26 protein-coding genes and 1 pseudogene are annotated in these 23,819 nt (G+C 62.2%); 8 read left to right on the forward strand and 19 right to left on the reverse strand.

Annotation, left to right across the window (positions count from 1 at the left end; translation table 11 throughout):
* Positions 1 to 4: 4 nt before the first annotated feature.
* The 15 genes and pseudogenes from HCR76_RS13300 to dnaK all read right to left on the reverse strand — a co-directional run bounded on the left by HCR76_RS13300 (position 5) and on the right by dnaK (position 11,121).
* A complete protein-coding gene (locus HCR76_RS13300) occupies positions 5 to 529 on the reverse strand; it encodes a DUF2017 family protein (RefSeq protein ID WP_166991365.1) in 525 nt (174 codons plus the stop codon).
* A gap of 16 nt (positions 530 to 545) precedes the next feature.
* On the reverse strand, positions 546 to 827 hold the full coding sequence (clpS, locus tag HCR76_RS13305; RefSeq protein ID WP_166991368.1) for an ATP-dependent Clp protease adapter ClpS: 282 nt from the start codon (positions 825 to 827) through the stop codon (positions 546 to 548).
* Between the two features lie 64 nt (positions 828 to 891).
* Complete coding sequence (locus tag HCR76_RS17730; RefSeq protein WP_434063587.1) at positions 892 to 1,470, reverse strand: Gfo/Idh/MocA family protein; 579 nt, start codon at positions 1,468 to 1,470, stop codon at positions 892 to 894.
* A 27-nt stretch (positions 1,471 to 1,497) separates the two neighbouring features.
* A pseudogene (locus HCR76_RS17735) lies at positions 1,498 to 1,881 on the reverse strand (Gfo/Idh/MocA family protein); the annotation flags it as partial.
* Between the two features lie 28 nt (positions 1,882 to 1,909).
* Positions 1,910 to 2,347 (reverse strand): VOC family protein, encoded by a 438-nt coding sequence (locus HCR76_RS13315; protein ID WP_166991373.1) that lies wholly within the window; start codon positions 2,345 to 2,347, stop codon positions 1,910 to 1,912.
* Between the two features lie 60 nt (positions 2,348 to 2,407).
* Entirely contained in the window at positions 2,408 to 2,875 is a 468-nt protein-coding gene (locus HCR76_RS13320) for a dihydrofolate reductase (RefSeq protein WP_166991376.1), read from the reverse strand.
* A complete protein-coding gene (locus HCR76_RS13325; RefSeq protein WP_166991379.1) occupies positions 2,872 to 3,666 on the reverse strand; it encodes a thymidylate synthase in 795 nt (264 codons plus the stop codon). Before HCR76_RS13325 ends, HCR76_RS13320 begins: the two co-directional genes overlap by 4 nt.
* A gap of 30 nt (positions 3,667 to 3,696) precedes the next feature.
* Positions 3,697 to 4,824 (reverse strand): class I SAM-dependent methyltransferase, encoded by a 1,128-nt coding sequence (locus HCR76_RS13330; protein ID WP_166991382.1) that lies wholly within the window; start codon positions 4,822 to 4,824, stop codon positions 3,697 to 3,699.
* Between the two features lie 4 nt (positions 4,825 to 4,828).
* Entirely contained in the window at positions 4,829 to 5,461 is a 633-nt protein-coding gene (locus HCR76_RS13335; protein ID WP_166991386.1) for a hypothetical protein, read from the reverse strand.
* A gap of 152 nt (positions 5,462 to 5,613) precedes the next feature.
* Positions 5,614 to 6,324 (reverse strand): hypothetical protein, encoded by a 711-nt coding sequence (locus HCR76_RS13340; RefSeq protein ID WP_166991389.1) that lies wholly within the window; start codon positions 6,322 to 6,324, stop codon positions 5,614 to 5,616.
* Positions 6,317 to 7,048 carry a hypothetical protein gene (locus tag HCR76_RS13345; protein ID WP_166990429.1) on the reverse strand — a complete coding sequence of 244 codons (732 nt, stop codon included), beginning with the start codon at positions 7,046 to 7,048 and terminating at the stop codon, positions 6,317 to 6,319. Before HCR76_RS13345 ends, HCR76_RS13340 begins: the two co-directional genes overlap by 8 nt.
* A gap of 134 nt (positions 7,049 to 7,182) precedes the next feature.
* On the reverse strand, positions 7,183 to 7,602 hold the full coding sequence (locus HCR76_RS13350; RefSeq protein ID WP_166991392.1) for a heat shock protein transcriptional repressor HspR: 420 nt from the start codon (positions 7,600 to 7,602) through the stop codon (positions 7,183 to 7,185).
* A gap of 2 nt (positions 7,603 to 7,604) precedes the next feature.
* Complete coding sequence (locus HCR76_RS13355; RefSeq protein WP_166991395.1) at positions 7,605 to 8,582, reverse strand: DnaJ C-terminal domain-containing protein; 978 nt, start codon at positions 8,580 to 8,582, stop codon at positions 7,605 to 7,607.
* A 5-nt stretch (positions 8,583 to 8,587) separates the two neighbouring features.
* Positions 8,588 to 9,253: a nucleotide exchange factor GrpE gene (gene grpE, locus HCR76_RS13360; RefSeq protein WP_166991399.1), complete on the reverse strand. Its 666-nt coding sequence runs from the start codon at positions 9,251 to 9,253 to the stop codon at positions 8,588 to 8,590.
* Between the two features lie 2 nt (positions 9,254 to 9,255).
* Positions 9,256 to 11,121, reverse strand: a complete 1,866-nt coding sequence (gene dnaK, locus HCR76_RS13365) for a molecular chaperone DnaK (protein ID WP_198248060.1) — start codon at positions 11,119 to 11,121, stop codon at positions 9,256 to 9,258.
* A 395-nt stretch (positions 11,122 to 11,516) separates the two neighbouring features.
* Between dnaK and HCR76_RS13370 the strand changes: the two genes are divergently transcribed.
* From HCR76_RS13370 to HCR76_RS13380, 3 genes are read left to right on the forward strand one after another with little or no spacing between them, the layout of a single operon-like run.
* Positions 11,517 to 12,914, forward strand: a complete 1,398-nt coding sequence (locus HCR76_RS13370; RefSeq protein WP_166991405.1) for a sodium:proton antiporter — start codon at positions 11,517 to 11,519, stop codon at positions 12,912 to 12,914.
* 58 nt (positions 12,915 to 12,972) lie between these two features.
* Positions 12,973 to 13,530 carry a hypothetical protein gene (locus tag HCR76_RS13375; RefSeq protein ID WP_166991408.1) on the forward strand — a complete coding sequence of 186 codons (558 nt, stop codon included), beginning with the start codon at positions 12,973 to 12,975 and terminating at the stop codon, positions 13,528 to 13,530.
* Positions 13,506 to 14,306, forward strand: coding sequence for a PKD domain-containing protein (locus tag HCR76_RS13380; RefSeq protein WP_166991411.1), 801 nt, complete (start codon positions 13,506 to 13,508; stop codon positions 14,304 to 14,306). The genes HCR76_RS13375 and HCR76_RS13380 overlap by 25 nt, the downstream gene beginning before the upstream one ends.
* Before the next feature lies 1 nt (position 14,307).
* Here HCR76_RS13380 and HCR76_RS13385 read toward each other — a convergent pair whose 3' ends face one another.
* Together HCR76_RS13385 and HCR76_RS13390 are read right to left on the reverse strand one after the other, a co-directional pair.
* On the reverse strand, positions 14,308 to 14,667 hold the full coding sequence (locus tag HCR76_RS13385; RefSeq protein ID WP_166991415.1) for a hypothetical protein: 360 nt from the start codon (positions 14,665 to 14,667) through the stop codon (positions 14,308 to 14,310).
* The gene (locus HCR76_RS13390; protein ID WP_166991418.1) at positions 14,664 to 16,226 is read right to left on the reverse strand and encodes a PspC domain-containing protein; all 1,563 of its coding nucleotides are present in this window, start codon (positions 16,224 to 16,226) and stop codon (positions 14,664 to 14,666) included. Before HCR76_RS13390 ends, HCR76_RS13385 begins: the two co-directional genes overlap by 4 nt.
* A gap of 114 nt (positions 16,227 to 16,340) precedes the next feature.
* On the opposite strand from HCR76_RS13390, the gene HCR76_RS13395 reads away from it, so the two are divergent.
* The 5 genes from HCR76_RS13395 (at position 16,341) to HCR76_RS13415 (ending at position 21,516) form a co-directional block, all read left to right on the forward strand.
* Positions 16,341 to 17,552 carry an ATP-binding protein gene (locus HCR76_RS13395; protein WP_166991421.1) on the forward strand — a complete coding sequence of 404 codons (1,212 nt, stop codon included), beginning with the start codon at positions 16,341 to 16,343 and terminating at the stop codon, positions 17,550 to 17,552.
* Positions 17,549 to 18,217: a LuxR C-terminal-related transcriptional regulator gene (locus HCR76_RS13400; RefSeq protein ID WP_166991424.1), complete on the forward strand. Its 669-nt coding sequence runs from the start codon at positions 17,549 to 17,551 to the stop codon at positions 18,215 to 18,217. Before HCR76_RS13395 ends, HCR76_RS13400 begins: the two co-directional genes overlap by 4 nt.
* A gap of 60 nt (positions 18,218 to 18,277) precedes the next feature.
* Positions 18,278 to 18,970, forward strand: a complete 693-nt coding sequence (locus HCR76_RS13405; RefSeq protein WP_166991427.1) for a TM2 domain-containing protein — start codon at positions 18,278 to 18,280, stop codon at positions 18,968 to 18,970.
* 87 nt (positions 18,971 to 19,057) lie between these two features.
* Positions 19,058 to 20,488 (forward strand): MFS transporter, encoded by a 1,431-nt coding sequence (locus HCR76_RS13410; protein WP_166991430.1) that lies wholly within the window; start codon positions 19,058 to 19,060, stop codon positions 20,486 to 20,488.
* Positions 20,489 to 20,694: 206 nt separating this feature from the next.
* Complete coding sequence (locus tag HCR76_RS13415; protein WP_166991433.1) at positions 20,695 to 21,516, forward strand: serine protein kinase RIO; 822 nt, start codon at positions 20,695 to 20,697, stop codon at positions 21,514 to 21,516.
* Here HCR76_RS13415 and HCR76_RS13420 read toward each other — a convergent pair.
* A complete protein-coding gene (locus HCR76_RS13420; RefSeq protein WP_166991436.1) occupies positions 21,513 to 22,547 on the reverse strand; it encodes an N-acetylglucosamine kinase in 1,035 nt (344 codons plus the stop codon). The two genes, HCR76_RS13415 and HCR76_RS13420, sit on opposite strands and share 4 nt — an antisense overlap.
* Entirely contained in the window at positions 22,544 to 23,818 is a 1,275-nt protein-coding gene (locus HCR76_RS13425) for a 6-phospho-beta-glucosidase (RefSeq protein WP_166991439.1), read from the reverse strand. Before HCR76_RS13425 ends, HCR76_RS13420 begins: the two co-directional genes overlap by 4 nt.
* Position 23,819 lies beyond the last annotated feature (1 nt).

Below are 23,819 nucleotides of genomic sequence, written 5' to 3' on the forward strand. Positions count from 1 at the left end.
TGCATCAGCGGGCATCGAGCTCCTCAACCGCCTCGATCAGGGTGCCCTGCACAAATGTCAGCCAGTCGTACATGCCCTGCAACGACTCGACGTCTTCGTCGCTGAGCTCCGCCGCGAGCTCGTCGGTCGGCTCGGCGATGCGCGAGTCGAGACTGAGTCGCAAGTCGGTGAGCGATCGCATCCAGCGCAGTGCGCGTTCGCGATCAAGACGCACCGCTGTCGTGTGCCCCATCGACACAGGAAGGGCGCCGTGATCGCGAAACGTCTCGAGCACAGCATCCGCGTCTGCCCTCTTGCCCTGTGTCAGGTCATCGACGGTGAATCGCCGGAACTCCTCGGCCGACTCGTCATCACGCAGGTACGCGGGCGGAAATAGCCGTGACCCGGCCGCATCGCCGACGGCACCGCCTGCCGCAATCCCGTCGATTAGGGCTTGCAGCTGCTCGGTGAGGTTGGTGAGCACCGATACCTCAATGTCTTCGAACTGCGCCTCGATGTGCTCACCCGAACGCCGAAAAGCCCGCATCATTGCACCACCGTCGTCATCAGTCCGCCTTCTGCAACGTCGACATGAGACCGTAACCATGCATCGCGGCGACGTGCCTCTCCATCTCTTCGCGCGTGCCGGTTGCTACGACAGCCCGCCCGTCGTTGTGCACTCGCAACATCAACCTCTCTGCCTGATCTCGGCTCATGCCAAAGTAGCTCCGGAACACAAAGGCCACGTACGTCATGAGATTCACCGGGTCGTCCCACACGATCGTCACCCACGGCGAGCCGAGAGTCAGCTGCTCGTCGAGTCTGGTGTCTTCGTCGGTCTGCGGCATACCTCTATGCTGACACTTCGCGAGCTGCGAAGCATCCGCCAAGCCCTCAGATTTCTGTCTGCGGTCAGATCAACCCGACAGGAGCACCGGATGCTGCCGAGCGATGCGCCGCTTCGGCAATGCGCACGGCGGCGAGCCCATCGATCGCGGTGACCCGTGTCGGTGCGCCGTCGGTGATCGCGTCGCTGAAGTCGCTGAGCTGTGCGAGGTACGCGTCTTCGTGCGCAGCGGCAGACTCGGTCTCATGCTCCGCTGGCGAATCATGATCGATCATTCCCATATCGCCCTCGATGCGGAATGCGGTGCGAAATTTCGTCTCGGGTGGTCCCCAACGCCCCGTCACTTCGGTGACAGCGCCACCGACGTGGGTAAGAATCACACGCGCCTCAACGAGCGTCGGCACGACGCCCTCGATAGTCGCGGGTATCTGCGTCGCTTCGACTCGTTGCACATCGCCGAACATCCAGCGCGCCTGATCGTAATCGTGAATGAGAAAGTCCACCAGAATTCCGCCCGAGGCTGCATCGTCGTCGAACCATGATCCGCCGGCCGGTGTTGCTGCCTCGCGAGTGAACTCCGAGCGCACTATACGGCCGAGCGCACCGGATGCGACACTCGAGCGGGCTGTCGCGTAGGGCTCCATGTATCGCACGACGTGGGCGGGAAACAGCGGAACACCCGCAGCCTCAGCTGAGAGCACCAGGTCTCGTGCCACGTCTGTAGTGCGGGCTAGCGGCTTCTCGCACACGAGGGGCAGATCGACAGAGATCGCGGCACGAATCTGCTCAGCGTGGTACGGGGTCGGCGACGTGATGTCGACGATCGTCGCATGGCGCAAGAGGTCTTCAATGGATGCCGCGGCAGTCACGCCGTGCTCGACTGCGAACACGCCTGCCGAACGCGGCGACCACACGACAACATTGGCGCCGAGCTGTTTCCACGCCGTGGTGTGAGTCGCCGCCATGAAGCCGGCGCCGATGAGTCCGATCGTGTGCTGTGCCATCGAAGCTCCTTCGCTTGAAGCTAACGTAGCAGTGTGGTGTCGCCGCTTCGCGTTCGCGCCCTCGCGCGTCGATCGACGGTCAGTCCGTCGTCAGTTTTTCCGCGAGCATCACGATGATGCCGCTCGGCCCGCGCACGTATGCGAGCTTGTAGACGTCTTCATAGGTTGCCACGCCGCGAAGAGGCTGACAGCCGTGCCCTGCTGCTATCTCAAGCGCTTTGTCAATGTCATCGACGGAGAAGGCAACGCGGTGCATGCCGATCTCATTAGGCTGAGCGGGTTGTGACTCGATGGCATCGGGGTGAATGTATTCGAAGAGCTCAAGTCGGCCCACTCCATCTGGTGTTTGGAGCACTGCGATCTTTGCGTGGTTGCCATCAAGCCCGACGGCAGTGTCGGCCCAATCGCCACTGATCGTGTCACGGCCGACCACCGTGAGCCCGAGGTCGGTGAAGAACGCGATCGTTGCGTCAATATCGCGAACCGCGATGCCGACATTCTCCATTGTGATACCCATGGTTCGCACTGTACCGAGCCAAGCTGTTCAGCTCCAGTGGTACGCGTCGCACGTCGAGAGTTAGCGATGCAGCCGCTCGAACGACACGAAGTCGAAGCCCTCGCGGCAATCACGCGCCACTTCGCGCCAGTCGGCATCCAGCCACTCAGGAAACACGGTGTCGCCGTCGGGCTCGGCATCGATGAACGTGAGCTCCATGTGGTCGGCGAGATCCATCGCCTGCGCATAGATTTGACCACCGCCGACGATCGAGACCCGTGCATCACCTGCGAGCGCGAGCGCAGCGCCGAGCGAATGCGCGGTCTCGACGCCGTCGCGGTGCCACCCGGCATCCCGTGTCACAACGATCGTGCGTCGGCCAGGCAGCGGTCGACCGATCGAGTCGAATGTGCGACGACCCATGATCATCGTCGTTCCGAGAGTCACCGCTTTGAAGTGCTTGAGGTCTTCGGGCAGGTGCCACGGCATGCCGCCCTCCGCGCCGATCACCAGGTTTCGCCCCATGGCCGCGACGAGTGTGACGCTCATACAGCGATCGGTGCCTTGATGCTGGGGGCCGCCTCGTAGTTCTCGAGCGTGAAGTCCGCGATCTCGAACGAATCGATCTGCGTGCGTTCGGGATTGATGCGCATGGTGGGCAACGGCCCCGGCTCACGCGACAGCTGCAGCTTCGTCTGCTCCAGGTGATTCAGGTACAGGTGCGCATCGCCGAACGTGTGCACGAATTCGCCCACTTTCAGTCCGGTGACCTGTGCCACCATCATGGTGAGAAGTGCGTAGGAGGCAATGTTGAACGGCACTCCGAGAAAGACGTCGGCCGAGCGCTGGTACAGCTGACACGAGAGTGCGCCGTTCGCCACATAAAATTGGAACATCGTGTGACACGGCGGCAGAGCCATGTCGTCGACCTCGGCGACATTCCATGCGTTGACGATGTGCCGCCGTGAGTCGGGGTTGGACTTCAGCGACTCAATCACCTTCGCGATCTGATCGATGTGCCCTCCGTTCGGCGTCGGCCAGGAACGCCACTGGTGACCGTAAACCGGCCCGAGGTCTCCGTTCTCGTCTGCCCACTCATCCCAGATCTTCACGTTGTTCTCGTGCAGCCAGGCCACGTTCGTGTCGCCGCGCAAAAACCACAGCAGTTCGCCGATGATGCTTCGCAGGTGCAGCTTCTTCGTGGTGAGAACGGGAAAACCCGCCTGCAGATCGAACCGCATCTGGTGCCCGAACACGCTGAGAGTTCCGGTTCCGGTGCGGTCGGATTTTTCGACGCCCTCGTCGAGAACACGCTGCATCAAGTCAAGGTATTGGCGCATGACACCAGCGTAATCGACCCGGCCGACAGATCAGTCGGGTCGACGTGACGCGGTCACCGTAAATTTCGCGTTGCGACCCAGCTGCGTCGTGCGACCGACCAGACGCTCGAGCTGCGCACGATAGCGCAGGTGCGAATTCCACACGGCAAGCAGCGTGCCCCCGGGCCTGAGCACGCGCGCGGCTTCGGCGAAGAGCTTCAGCGCGATGCCAGCGTGAACCGAGGCGCCGATGTGAAATGGCGGGTTCAGCAGCACCGCATCAACGGATGCGTCAGGCAGGGCAGACATCCCATCGTCGCGCTGAACGGTGACCCGATCACCAACACCGTTTGCCTCGGCCGTGAGGCCGGCGGATGCCGCCGCGGCTGCCGACTGATCGGTCGCTGTGACGAACGCATCCGGCCGTCGCTTCGCAAAATCGGTGGCGAGCACCCCCGTACCACAGCCCAGGTCGACGACGTCGCGTGCTCCGGCGGGCACAGCATCGAGATAGTCGAGCAGAAACCGTGTTCCCACGTCGATCTGGTTTCCCGCAAAGGCTGCCCCGTGCGCCCAGATGGTCAGCCCGAGGTCGTCGTGTCTGCGCGATTGTGGCCACCTCTGCGTGCCACACGGTTGAGGAGCGGATGCCGTGATCACACGCGATTTCTGGCGTGCAAGCCCCGCGTTCACACTGCCGAAAGACTTACCGAGAACCTCGTTCATCGCCGATGTCATGTGCTTGACACGACCGCCGGCGAAAACGCGAACATCCGGCGATGCCGCGCGCGCGATCAGCCCGGCGATCTCGTCGAGCGCATCGAGCGAACGGGGAAGCTGCACCAGAATCACGCGAGCACCACTCACCAGATCGTCGTCGAGAGGTCGCATGACAATGCGTTCGCTGAGGCCGAATCGCTCGGCATTCGCGACAATGGCATGTTCCTGCGAGAGACCATCTTGATGCACGCGGATGCCGGCGGCGCTGTGCAGCGCGGCCGCACCCAGCGCGAGGGCACCGTAGCGGTCCCCGATCGCCACGACGCTGTCTTTCTCAGCATCCGCCAGCTCTGCTTTTGCAGTGTCAAGCAGCAGCCGGTCGGTCGCATCCACTGCGTAGAGATTGGGCGCTTCGATATCTGGCCACCGACGGAGCAAGTCAAAGGAGAATGACGTCACCCTCTCAGGCTACGACGTGCGCAGGCGAACGCAGCACGTGTGCAGCCAGCCACCAACTGAGCGAGCCGACCAGGGCACAACTGACGATCGCCATTCCGATAATCAGCACAGTGAGAAACTGGCTCGCGGCATCGGGGCTCCCCAGCCACGGCCAGTGCCCATTTCCCCAGAAATATGCCACAACGAAGAGTCCCGCGACGGCCGACCACGCCACCAGTGCGATGCCTGAGCCGAGCAGCGTTGTGAGGTTGAGCCGGTGAACGTTGCCAACGCGCAGCACCGACAGGCTCGCCGCATAGCCGAGCCCGAATGCGAGAAAACAGCTGAACGTGGCGACTGCTCCCTGACCGAGAACCAGGTCGATCGTCTCGCCGAGCTCCTCGCCTGCCCCAAGCGCCAATTGCCATGTCCCGGCAAAGAGCAGGAGCATCCCGAGACGCATGACTGTGTAAACGAGCACGATAACGCCAGCCCCGATGAGCAGAAAGCTGAGGCCACCCGCAAGCTGCGCGCACGTGCGCTGACGCAGAACGAGCGGTGGCTTCGCAACCATCAGCCTCGAAGCCGGAGAATCTTGTTGTGGGCTCGTCCGCGAGCGCGGCGCAAACGTCATTCGTGGGTCGCGAGCGTTCGTCATGCGCGGTCCTTCCCTGTCGGCAGGACTTCACCGTCGCAGACAGCGCCTCAGCTCGACACCCGCCCGTGGCAGTGTGTGGATAAGCGTGCTCGGGCGGCTGCCAGTGGACGACAATGGTCGGCGTCCTGAGCGCGTCCAGCGTGTGCTTTCGCTCAGGTGGCGCGCTGTCCGTCCGCGTACAGCTGCGCTGGGCGACGCGCCCGCAAGCAGTGCGCCATCCACCACCAAGCGAAGCTGCCCACCGCCGCGCTGGCAACGGCAAGCACGACTGTCCACACGATCAGGTACACCGGGCTGTCATTGAAGCTGCTCGAACTGCCGTCCAGGCGAAAGAAAGGGACGATCTGGAACAGCGTGCCAATCACTGTCGAGACTATCCACCAGGCAACGGCCCCAACCCCGATCCCCGCCCACGTCGTACCGATGGGATGGTTGACTCGGGCACGCTTCATCACGAGCACGCTCGTGAGATAGCCGGCAACCCAGGCCACAACTGCGGCGAGAGCAATGCCGCAGACAATCCACCAGGCGTCGTTCCAAAGCTCGGCCAAGCTTCTCGTGAATACTTCGGATTCACTGCTGGTGCCGTCTACCCAGGCACCCGTCGCCTCCGCTAGAGTCCCAACGAGCAAGAGCGTGCACACAACGGTCAGCAGTGCGACGCCGAGCGACATCAGCGGAAATCCGACGCCTCCCGCGGCAAGCGCAGCTCTTCTCTGTGCCCGTGTCAATGGTGGGCGCGGATAACGCACCGGCGGCACGGCGTATGCGGTGGGTGACGGGCCGTAGGTTGGCTGCTGCCCGTATCCCAGTCGATTGGCTTTGCCATTCTGATCTTCAGGGTTCAGGTTCTCGTTAGACATAATAAGGCTCGCCCCCGTACCGTTGCGCCGGGTGGCGCTCCCGCATGCAATGCGCCATCCACCACCAGCTCAATGCCCCGGCGATCGCCCAAACAACGGTGCTCAACACGAGGAAGACGCCGGTGTAGATCAAGAAATTGACACCCGCAGCGTCGGTGTTGAGGAGCGCGACGAAGAATCCTCCTATGGCGAAGATAATCTGCCCCAGCCACATCAAGATGAATCCGGCACAGCTGGCGATGCCGAGACCCGCCCACGTCACGCCCGTTGTTTTGTTGACGTGGCCGGCCTTGGCGATGCCGATGCTCGCGCCGTAACCAGCACCCCAGATAAGCAGTCCAGCTACGAGCACGAGCGCGAATACCCACCAGTAACTTCGAATCGCCTCTAGTTCGGCGAGCATTTTGAGCGTGTCTTCGTCTTTGTTCTCTACCCGAGCGGCAATGCCGGCGATGAGTCCCGCAATGGCCGACCATCCCAGCAGGGTTACGACAATGCTGAACCCCAAGGTCATGAGAGGAAACCCGATGGCTCCCGACCAGAGCGCAGATCGCTTCTGAGTGCGGGTGAGCGGCGGGCGTACGCGGCTCATCGGGCGATATTGCTGATACGGCTGCTGGGCATACGGAGCACCAGGGGTCGGCATGCCAGGGGCCGGACCGCCAGGGGCCGGACCGCCATATCCCTGTGGCGGATTCGGGTAGCTCGGGTACTGGATCGTCACGACGTTGCTCCTGTTCTGCTCGTTCTCTCACTGTTGCAGAACGCCGACGCGCTGTCTGTGGGAAGAAGTCCCCGTACCCATACGAATGACGTCGGCCACCGAACGGGTCGGTGGCCGACGTCATATGAATTTCGTCACACGTCGTCGCGTCGCGGGCGCCACACGACGATTTCCGTGCGTCTCTGTGTGCGTGTTCCGCTTCTCAAGGGAATGACGTCACCGTGCTCACCCGCGGCGAAGACTCGCCGACCCTGCGATTTCAGCACCTGGTCGGCAAGCGCGTTCTCGAGTTCGCGCACGCGACCGGAAAGTCGGGTGACTTCGTTCTCGAGACTCAGAATGCGCGCGATCCCCTCCAAGCTCACGCCCTCTCCGCTCAGACGCTGCACTTCACGCAGTTGCTCAACGTCTCGCATTGAGTAGCGGCGAGAACGCCCGGCCGTTCGTTTGGGCTCCACGAGCCCAATGCGGTCGTACTGCCGGAGCGTCTGAGGGTGCATCCCCGCAAGCTCGGCAGCGATTGCGATCGCGAAGACCGGTGAGTTCTCGTCCATGATCAGCCTCGTGCCCTCGCAAGAATCTCATCACGAGGGTTCTCGCCCGGCTCAAGGTCGTGGTAGGCCTTGAGAGCGGCTTCGGCTTCCGATGACAGGTGAGCCGGAACGGCGACCTGTATCTCGGCGAGCAGATCACCCGTTCCCTTTGACGTCTCGACGCCGCGACCTTTCACACGGAGCACCCGGCCGCTCGGCGTACCGGCAGCCACCTTGAGCTTCACTGGTGCGCCGTCAAGCGTCGGCACCTCGATCGTTGCACCGAGGGTCGCCTCAACGAACGTCACGGGAACCCGCACGCGCAGGTTCAGGTTCTCCCGTTCGAACACGGGATGCTTGCGCACATGAACCGTGAGCACGATGTTGCCTGGCTCTCCGCCGTCGGGCGAGGGCTGCCCTTTTCCGCGCAGCTTGATCTTCTGTCCATCCGATACCCCAGCGGGGATCTTCACTTTGATGGGCCGCCCGTCGGCCGTCTGCAGAGTGATGGTGTCACCCTTGGTGGCCGTCGTGAAGTCGAGAGTCGTGGATGCTGTCACATCACGTCCCGGTGTCGGGCCGCCGAACCCGCGGTATCCGCCGCTCGGCTGCCCGAAGCGACCTCCGCCGAACATCCCGCCGAGGATGTCGTCGAAGTCGGCCTGCTGGTAGCCACCGCCACCGCCTCCGCCGAACATCCCGCCGAAGACGTCCTCGAAGCCGCCGTTCCCGCCACTGGAACCCGGCGCCGTAAATCGGGCGCCGGATCCCATCGCGCGAACCTGATCGTACTCCTTGCGCTGCGCCTCATCGGAGAGCACCGAGTACGCCTCGGAGATCTCCTTGAATTTCGACTCAGCCGCGATGTCGCCTGGGTGCGAGTCCGGGTGGTATTTGCGAGCCAGCTTTCGGTAGGTCTTCTTGAGATCTGCCTGGCTCACGCTCTTGTCGACACCGAGGACTTTGTAGAAGTCCTTGTCGAACCAATCTTGACTTGCCATGGCACCTACTCGGCAGGAACAGCGACGACCACCTTGGCCGCTCGCAGCAGTGTGTCTCCCACAAAGTATCCGGTCTGAACGACGTCGACGATAGTCTCTGTCTCCACGTCCTGGCTGGGCTGTTGGAAGATCGCCTCGTGCTGATTATGGTCGAAGGCGTCACCCTCGGCACCAAACTTCGCAAGACCGAGCCGTTCCACCGAGAGGCGCAGCTTCGACGCGATCTGCGAGAACGCCGAATCACCCTCAAGGTCACCGTGCTTCTCGGCGAGGTCAAGATCGTCGAGCACGGGGAGCAGTGCGTTCAGCACGTTACCCGTTGCTCTCTCTTTCTCGACCTCGCGGTTGCCTTCCGTGCGACGACGGTAGTTGGCGTATTCAGCGTTCACGCGTTTGAGGTCGCTCAGCAGCTCGGCTTCGCGCACATTCTCGGCGTCTGCCTCGTCGTCGCCAAGAGTCTCGTCATCAGCGGCGGCAAGTATGTCGTCGACCGTGAGCTCGTCGTCAGACGCTGCCTGCTCGGCAGCGTCGTCCTGTGCCGAGGGGCCGGAGGCTTCTGCCTCCGACCCCGCGGTCGCCTCAGGCTGACGAACCTCACCGGTCTCCGGGTCGATGCGACGTTTGTCGGTGACTCTCGGCTCTTCTTCCGGGTTCTGGTTCTTGTCAGTCATTCCTACTTCTTCTCGTCCTCATCGTCGACAACCTCGGCGTCGACGACATCGTCGTCGGAGTTCTCGTCGGCAGCGGGCTCTTCGCCTGCGGCCTGAGCCTGCTCGCCTTCTGCCTGCGCCTGCGAGTAAATGGCCTCGCCGAGCTTCACCTGGCTTTCATTGAGCTTATCGAAGGCTGTCTTGACAGCATCCTCGTCTTCGCCGGCGAGAGCCGACTTGAGAGTGTCAACGTCTCCCTGCACCTCGGACTTGACGTCGTCGGGCAGTTTGTCGTCGTTGTCCTTGATGAGCTTCTCGATCGAGAAGGCGAGCTGCTCCGCGCTGTTGCGCGTCTCAGCCTGTTCACGGCGCTGCTTGTCTTCGGCAGCATTCTCCTCGGCTTCGCGCACCATACGGTCGATGTCGTCCTTCGAGAGCGACGAACCACCCGTGATGGTCATCGACTGCTCGGTGCCCGTGCCCTTGTCCTTTGCGGACACGTGCACAATGCCGTTTGCGTCGATGTCGAAGGTGACCTCAACCTGGGGAACGCCACGAGGAGCCGGAGCGATGCCCGTGCCCGTCAACTCGAAGGTTCCGAGGTTCTTGTTGTCACGCGTGAACTCACGCTCGCCCTGGAATACCTGGATCGCGACCGACGGCTGGTTGTCGTCAGCGGTCGTGAAGGTTTCGCTTCGCTTGGTCGGAATGGCCGTGTTGCGCTCGATGAGCTTGGTCATCATTCCACCCTTGGTCTCGATACCGAGGCTCAGAGGGGTGACGTCGATGAGCAGAACGTCCTTGCGCTCGCCCTTCAGAACACCGGCCTGGAGTGCGGCGCCGACGGCGACGACCTCATCGGGGTTGACGCCCTTGTTGGCGTCTTTACCGGTCTCCTTCTTCACGATCTCGGCAACGGCCGGCATACGCGTCGAGCCGCCGACGAGCACCACGTGCGCAATGTCGGAGACCTTGATTCCCGCCTCGCGAATGACATCAGAGAACGGCTTCTTCGTGCGCTCGAGCAGGTCGCTCGTCATGTTCTCGAACTGTGCGCGAGAGAGGGTCTCATCGAGGTTGGCTGGCCCGTTCTCTGTCAGCGACAGGTACGGCAGCTGGATGCTCGTGCTCGTCGAGCTGGAGAGCTCCTTCTTCGCCTGCTCGGCAGCTTCCTTGAGGCGCTGCTTGGCGATCTTGTCGTTCGAGACATCGACGCCGGTCGACTCCTTGAACTTGGTGATCAGCCAGTCGACGACGCGCTGGTCCCAGTCGTCTCCACCGAGGCGGTTGTCACCGGAGGTGGAGCGCACCTGGATTGTCGAGAAGTCGTCGTCCTTGCCCACTTCCAGAAGTGAGACGTCAAACGTTCCGCCACCGAGGTCGAAGACGAGAATCAGCTCGTCCTCCTTGCCTTTGTCGAGCCCGTAGGCGAGAGCGGCGGCAGTTGGCTCGTTGATGATGCGCAGCACATTGAGGCCAGCGATCTCGCCGGCTTCCTTCGTCGACTGGCGCTCGGCGTCGTTGAAGTACGCAGGAACCGTGATGACCGCGTCGGTAACGGTGTCGCCAAGGTACTGCTCGGCATCGCGCTTCAGCTTCTGCAGAATACGAGCCGAGATCTCCTGGGCCGTGTACTTCTTGTCGTCGACGGGGAACGACCAGTCGGTGCCCATGTGGCGCTTCACCGATGCGATTGTGCGATCGACGTTCGTGACAGCCTGGCGCTTCGCGGTCTCACCGACGAGCACCTCGTTGTCTTTGGTGAATGCGACAACCGAGGGGGTTGTGCGCATGCCCTCGGCGTTGGCAATGACGGTGGGTTCGCCACCCTCAAGAACGCTCACCACCGAGTTGGTGGTTCCGAGGTCGATTCCTACTGCACGTGACATGTGTTTTCTCCTTCTGACCAGCCAGGTCTCTTGGCATGGCGCGTCTGATGCGGGTGGGTAAAGTCATAAGGCACTCGTAGTTGAGTGCCTACGGCTCAAGTTTACTCGACACGGTCGCGCTGTCAATTTCTCCCAGCCAATCTTGAGCATACTTGACTCAACTTTCTGGCGAGCGGTTTTGTTCCGTATCATCGAGGCGGTGCTGTGGATATCTCGCTGCATGCACGACGAACGCACCGCTGTGCAGACGATCACCCTTGTCCTCGGTTCAGATTGCGCACTGCAACGCCGCGCGCGAATCATAAGCGTCGTGCTCCACCAGATCCGCAGGTCTATTACGCTTATTTCGTGACCCCGATGGGTGCGGTCACTGTCTGTGACGAGAGGATGCTGCGATGCACGTCGAGTGGTGGAGCATCCTCCCCTTTGTTGCTCTGCTGCTGTGCATTGCCGTTCTCCCGCTGATTCCCGCGACCGAGAAGGCGTGGGACCACAACCTGGTCAAGCTCATTGTGGCGCTTGTGCTCGGTGTGCCGATCGCTCTGTGGTTCACCTTCGCCGGTCACCAGGGCATCGTCACCGGTGCCCTCATCGAGTACTCGCAGTTCATCGTGCTGCTCGGCTCGCTATTCGTCGCCTCAGGCGGCATCTTCCTCTCTGGCGACATCAAAGCCACGCCGCGCAACAATACGATCTTTCTCGCCATCGGCGGCGTTCTCGCATCGTTTATCGGAACAACCGGCGCGGCAATGCTGCTCATCCGCCCGATTCTCAATACCAACCAGGAGCGCAAGCACCGCGTTCATACGGTGGTCTTCACGATCTTCATCGTTGCCAACTGCGGCGGGTTGCTGACACCTCTCGGTGACCCGCCACTCTTTCTCGGGATGCTTCGAGGAGTACCGTTCGAATGGACACTCGGCCTCTGGCCTTATTGGCTGTTCGTCAATGTGATGCTTCTTCTGACGTTCTATGCGCTCGACAAGCGTTCCTACGCGACCGAGTCGGCGGAGACAATTGAAAACGACAACGCTGCGCAGACCAAATTGGGCCTGCGCGGTGGCAGCGGCCTCCTGTTTCTCGCCGTTATCATCGTCGCCGTTGCCTTTGTGCCGTCCGTTGATGCACATGCAATTGAGCACGGCACCGCCGAGTTCGCCGATTGCATTCCCTGGCGCGAAATCGTCATGATTGCCGCGGCTGTCGGATCGCTCCTCATCGGCAATCGCGCCGCCCGCTACGTTGACAACAAGTTCACGTGGGCACCGATTCTCGAGGTAGCGGCACTCTTCATCGGAATCTTCCTCACTATGATGCCCGCGCTCGAATACCTCGGACAGGTTGCGCCCAAGCTGCCGCTCACGAACATCACTCTGTTCATCTTCTCTGGTGGGCTCTCCTCTGTGCTCGACAACGCTCCCACATACGCAACGTTCTTCGAGATGGCATCGCACGTCGATGGCCAGAACCTGGTGGCCGGAGTGCCCGAGATTCTCCTCATCGCCATCTCCCTCGGTTCGGTGCTGGGCGGGGCGATGACCTACATCGGCAACGGCCCCAACTTCATGACTAAGTCGGTCGCAGACTCGGCCGGAGTCTCGATGCCAAGCTTTGGTGGTTACATTCGCTGGTCGCTCACATACCTCGCTCCCGTGCTCGTTGCGATGGTGCTGATGTTTCTCACTGACGGCCTCTGGTGGAAGGTGCTCGGCCTTGTGCTGTCGCTTCTGCTTGTCGCACGAGCCGTCTGGATGATTGCGAAGCCAGCCAGGGAACGCACGCCGCAGGCCTGAGTCGGATGCCTGTGGATAACTTCCACGCGGGAGCCCCGATTTTTCTACGCTATTCCGTATGCGTTTCTCGAGGGCCTGGCGTGCGGTGGTGACGCTCGCATGTGTCGGCGCGCTCGCCCTGGGTGTGACTGCCTGTGTCCCCTCCGAGCCCAAGCCAACGCCGACTCCAACGAAAACGGCGATTTTCGCCAGCGAAGACGAGGCGCTGCAGGCGGCGGTCGATGTCTACCAGCAGTTCAACGCGGTTCTTGACGGAATTAGTCAATCTAGTAAACCATCTCCAGACGAGTTGAAACCACTTGTATCCGCAGATTTCTATTCGAGGATCTCAAACGATCTGACCAATTCGAATGATGGGGAATACACCATCGGCAGTTCTGCGTTTCGCGATCAAAAGCTGATTTCGGTCTCACAATCGAAGGAAGACGCCACCATTTCGATCGGTATCTGTCGGGACTTGACCCACGTCAAGGTCTACGACGCAAGTGGCGCAGACATTACAGAATCACGCAAGGTAGACGTTGTTCCATTGGAGGTCTCCTTTGTGTGGAATACAGATGATTCCCGACTCGTAATAGATGGATTGGACGCATGGCACGAGTCAGAATCCTGCTAATTGTTGGGGTAATCGTCGCTTTCAGTCTGTTCCCAACGTCTGCTCAAGCTGCGAGTTGCACTGAGTTGGACTATGCCAATGGGGATTGTGTCGCCGATGGAGACACAATCGAGGTTGGTGGGGACAAGACTGATCCTGGCAACGGCGGATCAGATGGGCGCGATGACGGCGGCGGGGGCGGCAGCGACAACTCTGGTGGCGACAACGGCGATGGGGACGCTAACGGCAAGCCAAAGGCTCATCTTGAGTTTCCATGCCAGTTCGTGGGCACCTGCCCTGACGAGGGCTCCGATCCAATCACCATTCACGACCTCGCGTCGTTCACCCCCGAGCAGGCTCACGTGACCATGGAGCCAGACGGATGGATGATCGTTGGACTGCCCGCGAACTTCTACGCAGACGCCGATGTGAACACAGACTCGGGAGAACTGTTCGACTTTCCGATCACCGTACGGTTCACGCCCACCAGCTACAGCTGGTCATGGGGAGACGGATCATCCTCGACCACCGACAGTGGCGGCAGCTCGTGGAAGGACCTCGGAGTGAAAGAGTTCACCGCCACGGCGACGAGCCATACGTTCACGGAGAAGGGCACGTATACGGTGTCGCTAACCGTGAACTACTCCGTGGAGATCAAGACGTCGGGTACAGGCTGGCTTCCGGTTCAAGGAACACTGACGAAGGCAGCATCCGGAGTCACCGCCATCGCCACTACTGCCAACTCCGTCATTGTCGACAAGGAGTGCAACCGCAATCCTTCCGGCCCCGGATGCTGAATTAGTTTCGACGATTGCGGACGGAAGCGGCGACACCGGCAACGACAAGCAGCGCACCGAGGACGACGAGCGCGGTGATCGTCAGTGCGACCACGTCGACAGTGATTGTGGGGATGGCGAGTACCGCCATGACAACAGCGAAGACCAGGAGGATGATGCCCCAGAAGATCGTGCCGAAGATCGGCGCTCTGCGCGTCGACGCGGTCGCCGCGGCATCCGGACCTGACCCAGACTGCGGCCGATACGTAGGCTCGGACGCGAACGGAGCTGTCGAGCCGGTCTCCGGTTGAGAGAACAAGGACTCGGCCGGCTCAGTGCCGTCGGTATCTTTGCGATCTGGCGATGACGGTTCGGTACTCATGGTGTCTTCCTTACTGTGACGTCGGCTGTGCCGAACATGACGCGCACGTGCACTGTTGTGATGTCGGAGTCGGCGGCGCTCTCCGCCGCATCGGATTGGATGACGGCCGAGGGAAAGAGCCCGCTTGGCGTGCCATTGGCATCGTCGACTCCATTGGAATTAAGCGTCGCGGCCGCCCCACTGAATCGAATCTCTATGGGCACGTCGTCTGGAATGACGACATCTGTCGTTCCGAACCCGAGCCACAGATCAATGTCGCCTCCCTCTGCCGACGTGTCGAGCTCGCGCAGGTCCAGAGTCGCCCGGCCGAAACCCACGACGTAGTTCTGCGACTGCGCGGACCCTACCTCTGACACCCGCCACGTCGTGTCGCCGAATGCAGAGAAGTGCGACGCCTGCGGGACAATTCCGACGAACACGAGAGCGATGACCGCGACCGTCGAGAAGAATCCAAGTCCGCCGTTTTCACGGCCACGAATGCCCGCAATGATCGTGGCGACCGCAAGCACGACGAGGGCACCAGAGACTCCGAAGACAAGGGTGCTCTGTGTCCAGCCAAGACTGAGTGCCGCGAGGGCCGCGAGCGCACCGCCGACGACGGCGAGCCCCAAGCTGATGGCGATATAGCCGGCGCCGGGCTGACGCTCACGCCAGCGGGCAGCATTCTCGGCACGGCGCTGCGCGTTCTCTCGCATGCGCGCTTCGTGCTGGGCGCGCGCGGCGGCCTGACGCTGCTGCGCAGCAACGTAACGATCGTTGGCGGGTGTCGATGCCCACGTCGGCCCGGATGTGTACCCGGGGTACGTCGCGTACGGCTCGCTCTGTGGCGCGGCATACGGAGGGCTCTGCGGCGGCTGCTCGTCCGCCGGTGGGGCGGGCGCGTCGTTCGCGGCATCCGCCGTTTCGGTGTGAGCCGCAGGCTCCGCGGATCCGTTGGTCCCGGCCGCAAAGCTTGCTTGTTGTTCACCCACAGGGCTGGTCGGACCGGTGGGGCCAGCCTGGCCGGAGCTCCAGTAATCGGTGTGCGTGCGGGGACCGTTGGGATCATGAGGGCCGCGTTGTGATGCCTTTCGCGAGATCACCACGATTAGCCAGATGAATCCGGCCACGAGCACGATGATCCACCCAGCACGCAGCATGCCCTCAAGCCAGCCGGGCATTCCCCACCAGCCCGGCGTTCCCTGCCACCAAAGGCCCTGCGAGAACGGAACAAACATCAAGACGAGCAGCACGCCGATCGCTATCAATGCGGGATCGAAGATTCCCTGCAGCATCCGTTCAACGTGAATGCGCCCCGTCGTGTCGGGCAGCAGCGCCCAGCCGACGGCGTATGCCAAGAAGATCGGGCCGCCAAGCAGCGCGACGATAATGGCAATTCCGCGCACCAGCATCGGGTCGAGCCCTGTGCGCTCTGCCACCCCTCCGCAGACACCGGCTACCCATTTGTCGTCTGTGCGACGCACATTGATGCCCCGGATCCAGTCGAAGAATCCACCCGGCGCGGACCACCCATTTGGGTTGGCCCCGGGCCGTTGCGATTGTCCATTGTCGTTCGTCATGGCTTAAGACTGCCAACCTGATCGGAACGACACCATGGGGGTTCCCCCTGAACCAACCCTGACATCACACCCCGAAGTACTCAATTCCCGCCCCGGAGATGCTTGGATTGTCCCATGCAGACCGCCACAATCGTTCGACCGCGCTTGCGCGTGATCGGTGGCGTCTGCGCTGGGTTCGCCGAACACACCGGAATTCCCGTGGGCGCTGTACGCGCTGTGACCGCAATTCTCACGCTCTGCGGAGGCGCGGGCTTGCTGCTCTACGCATGGCTCTGGGCGACAACTCCGATCAGCGAGGGCCACACGCCCGTGAAGAATGTGCTCACCCGCCCCAACACTCAAGACGAGCGGGCGGATGCTGCGGGCTCGCGCGCGCCCGTGACAGAGATTCTTCTCGGCATTGCCCTGCTTCTGGCCGGCGCCGCCATGATTGCGACTCGGCTGGGCGCTGATATTCCGCTCGCGTTCATCGTTCCCGCCGTCGTCGTGGTCGCCGGCGCCGGACTCGCCTGGCGGCAGTTCGACGGGCTGCGGCGCGGAAGAGTCGCCGGACGCTCGGCCCTCGTCGTTCGCGCCATGGGCGCCCTTGTACTCGTAGTGCTGGGTATTTTGCTGTTCTTCGTGACAGACAACGAGCCCAACATCTGGACTGTGTTTTTCGCAGCATCCGCTGTATTGCTCGGCGTCGCCGTGGTCGTGGCACCGTGGGTTCTGCGCCTAGCGCGCGACCTCGCCGACGAGCGCGCGGCGAGAGCCCGCGACATCGAGCGCTCGGAGGTGGCAGCGCACCTGCACGACTCGGTGCTGCAGACTCTTGCCCTTATTCAGCAAAAGGCTGAGCCGGGCTCTGATGCATCGCGGTTGGCTCGCGCACAAGAACGCGAGCTGCGCGAGTGGCTCTTCGCCGAGAACGTCGGCGGGCCACTCGACCTTTCGGCTGAGCTGCGGCGAGCAGCATCCTCTCTTGAAAACGACTTCGCAGCCCGCATCGATGTGATCACGACGGGCGTCGCGGTGCCCGAAGCGCCCGAGGGCCTGCTCGCGGCCGCGCGCGAAGCAATGCTGAACGCAGCCCAACACGCAGGCGGTACAGTGACCGTGTATTCCGAATCGTCGCCATCGAGCATCGAGATCTCGGTCTCGGATCGCGGCCCTGGATTCGACGTCGATGCGATTCCTGACGGACATTTCGGAGTGCGCGAGTCGATCGTGGGACGCATGACTCGACTAGGCGGATCGGCGACGATTCGCCTAGGGCCCGGCGAAACCGGCACCGAGGTACTGTTGCGAATGCCATTCGCACAGGGAACGAAGGAGGACGCATGACCGCAGAAGAAGAGCAGGGTCTTGCAACGCTCATCGTCGATGATCACTCGATCTTCCGTTCAGGGCTCCGCGCCGACTTGGCCAGCGACATCCACGTGGTCGGCGAGGCCGCGAGCGTCGACGAGGCGATCGCGCTCGTTACTCGACTCAAGCCTCGCGTCGTTCTTCTCGACGTGCACCTTCCCGGCGGCTCCGGTGGCGGAGGTGCCGAAGTCGTCACGCGCGCAGCACCAGCTTCACCCGAAACCCTGTTTCTGGCACTCAGCGTCTCGGATGCTGCCGACGACGTCGTGCGTGTTATCAGGGCCGGTGCCCGTGGGTACATCACCAAGAGCTCGTCCGGCGCCGATGTGTCGGATGCAGCACGGCGAGTCGCCGAGGGCGACGCCGTGTTCTCTCCCCGGCTCGCCGGATTCGTACTCGACGCGTTCGGCGCGATCAGCGGCGAAACCGCGCAGGCCGACCATGAGCTTGATCGCCTCTCGAAACGGGAGCAGGAAGTCATGAGGCTCATCGCTCGCGGCTACGCATATAAAGAGGTGGCCGCAGATCTCTTCATCTCAATCAAGACCGTTGAGACCCACGTGTCGAGCGTGCTGCGCAAGCTGCAGCTGTCGTCACGCCACGAGCTCACTGCGTGGGCGCTGGAGCGAAAGTTGCTCTAACCCTGGCACGGGCAGAACTCCCCCTCGGAACACTCCACGATGAAAGATAGGTTTAACGATATGACTGACAACAACGTGCCTCCGGCTTCGCCGGAGCCCAGCGACACCCCGGCAACTCCTGCTGAGGAGAAGCTGGCCGACGAAACGCAGGCCAACGAACAGCAGGCATCACAGGCTCAGCCACAGCAGTCGCCCCCTGAGGTGCACGAGCAGCAAGCGCCGCCCGCTCCAGGCCCGGCCCCGCAAGTTCATCCTCAGCAGGGTCCGCCTCAGCACGAGCAACAAACACCTCCGGCACCGCAGCACCACCAGGCTCCTCCAGCGCCACAGCACCAGCCACAGCAGCCTCCACAGGTACCACCTGTTCAACCTCAGCAGGCTCCACAGGGCCAGCCCCAGCAGCCTGCGCCCGGCTATGGCCAGCCTGATCAGGGATACGCGCAGCCGGGGCAGGGATACGGGCAGCAACCATACGCACAACAGCAGCCGTATGGGCAACAGCCGGGCTATGCCGGGCCAAACGACCCGTATGCAAAGAGCCGACTCGCCGCAGGACTTCTGGGAATCTTCCTCGGCGGATGGGGAATCCACCGTTTCTACCTCGGCTATGCCGGCATCGGCATCGCGCAAATCATCGTCACAATCGTGACGTTCGGCTTCGGCGCACTTTGGGGATTCATCGAGGGCATCATGGTTCTCGCTCGCGCCCAGTCGTTCCAGACGGATGCCGAAGGTCGCCCGCTGCGCGATTAACAGGCAACGTCTCTTCGTCTCGCCCCGCACCCGGCACGCCGGTGGCGGGGCGAGACGAAGTTAACGTCGTCCCGATAGCCTGTGTGCATGAGCAAAGATGCGTCGGGCACGAGCGGGCGGCCACCCACTGGAGAGAACCGCACGACGGGGCCCATCGTCGGTCTGACCGATAACGCTCAGATTCCGAAGACACGGGTGATCTCGTGGGCTCTCTGGGACTGGGGCTCTGCATCGTTCAACGCTGTCGTCACGACATTCGTCTTCAGCACATACCTTGCAAGCTCACTCTTCGTCGACCCTGCGGTCGTGGACGCTGCGGGCGGCGACGCAAGCGATCCCGACCTGAAGCTGGCGCTGGCGACGAACGCCACACACCTCAGCACTGGCTTGCTCATAGCCGGCATCCTTGTTGCTCTTCTCGCGCCGGTGATGGGGCAACGCTCTGACGGATCGGGCAAGCGCAAGTTCTGGCTCGGCGTCAATACACTTCTCGTCGTGATCGCCATGGCCGCGATGGTCTTCGTCGAGGGGTCACCTGCTTACCTTGTGCTCGGCATCGTGCTGATCTCGGCTGGCAACGTCTTTTTCGAGTTCGCGAGTGTGAACTACAACGCCATGCTTGTGCAGGTGTCGAACCGCGGCAATGTGGGCAAGGTCTCCGGTATAGGGTGGGGGCTCGGTTATGTCGGCGGCATTGTGCTGCTCGCTCTACTCCTTCTTCTGTTCATCCAGAGCTTCGGAACTGAGGGGCACGCCGGCATCCTTGGAGTCACGACCGCTGACGGGCTCAACATTAGGCTGGCCATCCTCTTCTCGGCCGTGTGGTTCGCCGTCTTCGCGATTCCGCTCATGCTCAAAGTGCCCGAGATCCCTCGCATCACGCGACGCAATCGAACCTCATTCTTCGCCTCTTATGCGTCGCTTCTTCGCACGATCGGGCGCCTCGCCAAGAACAGCCCTCAGGTGCTGGTCTTTCTCATCGCGAGCGCGGTCTTCAGAGACGGACTCGCCGGAGTCTTCACATTTGGCGCCATCATCGCCGCCCAGGTGTTCCATTTCTCGAGTTCCGAAGTGCTCTATTTCGCCGTCGCCGCGAATCTCGTGGCAGGCATCGGAACGTTTGCCGGCGGTTGGCTCGACGACCGCGTCGGCGCGAAGAACATCATCATGGTGTCACTCGTCGGTCTCGTAATCTTCGGGGCAGCGGTGCTCTTCGTCGGAGATGCACAAATCGGGTTCTGGATCTGCGGGCTGTTCCTCTGCCTCTTCGTCGGTCCGGTGCAATCCGCGAGCCGCAGCTTCCTTTCGCGCATCACCCCGCCCGGACGCGAAGGAGAGATCTTCGGCCTCTACGCAACGACAGGACGCGCCGTCAGCTTCCTCGCGCCCGGCCTGTTCACCCTGTTCGTCGCACTGACGGGCGACACCCGCTTCGGCATCCTGGGCATTGTCATCGTTCTGCTCGCGGGTTTGCTGCTGATGCTGCCGGTGAAGGCCAAACAGTCCACCATCGCGTAACGCAGCTGCCGGCTCAGCTCGCCCACCCATTTCATGCCACACTGACCTATTTTTGTTCCGCGTTGCTTGCTATTGTTTGTGCAGTACCGGATGAAAGGAGGAAGTGCCATGACTGTCTTCAGTCTGCCTACGACGTTAAATTCCTCCGAGGTCGCCCCACTCAGCTGACGCACGCGAGCGGCCTCCCTTTCTCTGGAGTTCGCACCGTGTCTTTCGACGCACTCAGCTTCTCACCATCCGATCTCGCCGAGCCCGGCCCTGACCAGCGCTGGTCAACCTGGCCTGAAACTTCCCCAACAGAACGGGGACCTCTGCCGCATCCTGACTGGATCATCACCGAATCCGCCGCGCTCGACACCGAGCTTGGCATTGTCAAGACTGGTAAAGAGGCTGAGGTCTTCCTCATCGAACGCGCGGTTCCCGGCGACCCGTCGCGCTCCTGCGTTCTCGCAGCAAAGCGCTACCGAACGTCGGCGCACCGAGACTTCACGCGCAGCACGCAGTACGTCGAGGGTCGGCGTACAAGGAGCATGCGAGATGAGCGCGCTCTCGGCAAGAAGTCGACGTATGGCCGCGAACTTGCCGCGACAAACTGGGCCTTCGCCGAGTTTGAGGCTCTGCGACGCCTGTATGTAGAGGGCGCACCCGTGCCATACCCGGTGCAGATTCACAACGACGAGATTCTGATGGAGTTTGTGGGACACGGCATCACAGCTGCCCCGCGTCTCGCGCAGATCAGAGCGGATGCGGCGGAAACGGCTCTGCTCTTCGAACAGGTGGTCGAAGCGATGCACGTCTTTGCTCACGCCGGATTCGCGCACGGCGACCTCTCGCCGTACAACATCCTGATTCACAAGGGGCGCGTCGTCGTGATCGATGTGCCGCAGATCGTCGATCTCGCCGCGAACCCGAGTGGCCTCGATCTGCTGCATCGTGATTGCAACAACGTGACGACATGGTTTGCGAGGCACGGCGCACACGTCGATGCCGAATCATTGTTCGCAGAGCTCGTCGCCGAGGTGTTCTAGCCTGCCCAGACCTCTCTCGCGCGGAACGGCAGAACTGTCGCCCCGCGCGGGGCGGACTCGTCGAGTGCGCTGATCAGTGCCACATGAGCATCAGCCGACGCTCCCTCCGCATCGAGAGCAAGCAGCGCTGCACCAGTGACGGGTGCCGTGGTGATGACACTCAAGTTCGCCGCCGGAACACGACGTGCCAATTCGCTTTCAACGCGATCGATGAGCACCGGATGCTTGCCTGAGACAACGCCGCCCCCGATAATGACCGGGACCTCGGTGTCGCCGAGTCCGAGCCGTTTCATCGTGGTCACCGCAGTCGTGACGATCTCGTCCGCCTGCCGAGTGATGATCGAGCGCGCGACCTCGTCGCCGGCATCGGTGAGGTCGAAGATGCCGGGAACCAGCTCAATCAGACGCCCCCTGTCTAATTCGCCCCGATGGATGGCCTCGGTGACGGCGGCGACCGAGTTTCGTTCGAAGTATCGCGGAATCCACGATTGGAGGGCCGTCGGCTCCCCCCGGCCGTCTTCGCTGCGGGCCGCAAACCACAGGGCCGTTTCGCCGAGCCCAAAACCGCCGCCCCAGTCCCCCGAAATCATCCCGAGAGACGCATACGTAACTTCGGCTCCGTCTCGACGTACACCAATGCAGTTTGTGCCTGACCCGCAGATCACCGCTACGGCATCCTCTGCCTCGGTTCCTGCTCGCAAAACGGCGAAAAGGTCGTTTTTCACGACAAGGTTGCGGCTGAATTCGGGGGCAGACACTGTGAACGCGTGTCGAAACTCCGTGATCTCGATGGGAAGGTCAAGTCCGGAAAGGTAGATATGCACGGCATCAATATTGGATGCCGTCATGCCTGCGCATGCCTCGCGGATTGCGCCGACGAGCGTTGCCACCGACTGCGCCAGCCCTTCGAGGTGCGGGCTGGACCCACCCGCGCGAATACGTGCGTGTATCGTTCCTTTGCGATCGAACGCGACAACGTCTGTCTTCGAGCCGCCGCCATCGACGGCGATCAGAAGCCCCGAGCCGGTCATGCCAACCAGGGAAGGTAAGCCGCATTCTCGCTGAGCAAGAGGTCGGTGAGCTTTTCTGCGCGGTCATACTGCTGCACGAGCGGGTGCGCCATCATGGCCGCCAGAACGCGATCCCGACCGCCGTGCGTGGCCGCGTCGAGCGCGAGCCGCTCATACGCGGCAACGTGCGCGACGAGGCCCTGCTTGTCAGCCTCGAGCGGAGCGATAGGCAGTGCAGTGAGCCCGCGGGATGACACCGATGCCGACACCTCGATCACGTGGTCGTCGGGCAGAAACGGCATAGCGCCGTCATTTCGAACATTGACAACCTGCGTATCTCCCGTGTCTGATCGCAACGATGCGATGAGCTCAACGGCGGCCTCTGAGTAGAACGCACCGCCGCGCCTCAACAGCGCCTCGGGTTTCGTCACGACAGCCTCGTCTGCGTACTGCGCGAGGAGGTCGCGCTCCACCTCCATCACGGCTTCAGCGCGAGTTGGCTCGCGCCTCTGCTCGTGGAGCACGATGTCGTGCGCGTAGAAGTACCGCAGATAGTATGACGGAACCGCGTTCTGCAGGCGCAGCAGTTGCTCGGGCAGATGCACATCATCGGCCACCCAGCTCGCGTGCTTGTCGAGAAGTTCGGGAAGACGGTCGCTGACTATTCCCGATGCGTCCCGAACGAAGACATTGCGCTCCCACGACAGATGGTTCAGGCCCACGTGGCCCAACGTGAGGTGTGAGGGTGCGACGCCGAGACGCTCGGCAAAGCGACGCTGGAAGCCGATGGCGACATTGCACAGCCCGACGGCTCTATGGCCCGCGTTCAGCAGAGCGCGCGTCACAATGCCAACCGGGTTCGTGAAGTCGACGATCCACGCATCTTTCGCCGCGTGCTCCCGAATCACGTTTGCAATCTCGAGCACAACGGGCACCGTGCGAAGTGCCTTCGCGAATCCACCGGGTCCCGTGGTCTCCTGCCCGATGCAGCACGCGTCGTGCGGCCATGCCTCGTCGGCTTTGCGAGCATCCTGCCCCCCGATTCTGAGTTGGATCAGAACCGTGTCGGCGCCCGAGACCGCGGCGACAAGATCGTCTGTCGCATGTACTTTCGCTTCGTGATCAGATGCGGCAAGCATGCGCGTTGCCATTCCGCCGACGAGACGGCGACGCTCTTCAGACGGGTCGTAGAGCCAGATCTCGCTGAGGGGGAGCACGTCACGGTAGCGGATGAAGCCGTCGATGAGCTCGGGCGTATACGTCGATCCGCCGCCGATGATGGCGAGTTTCATT

Origin of the sequence: Paramicrobacterium chengjingii (assembly GCF_011751765.2) — a bacterium.
Classification (GTDB): domain Bacteria; phylum Actinomycetota; class Actinomycetes; order Actinomycetales; family Microbacteriaceae; genus Paramicrobacterium; species Paramicrobacterium chengjingii.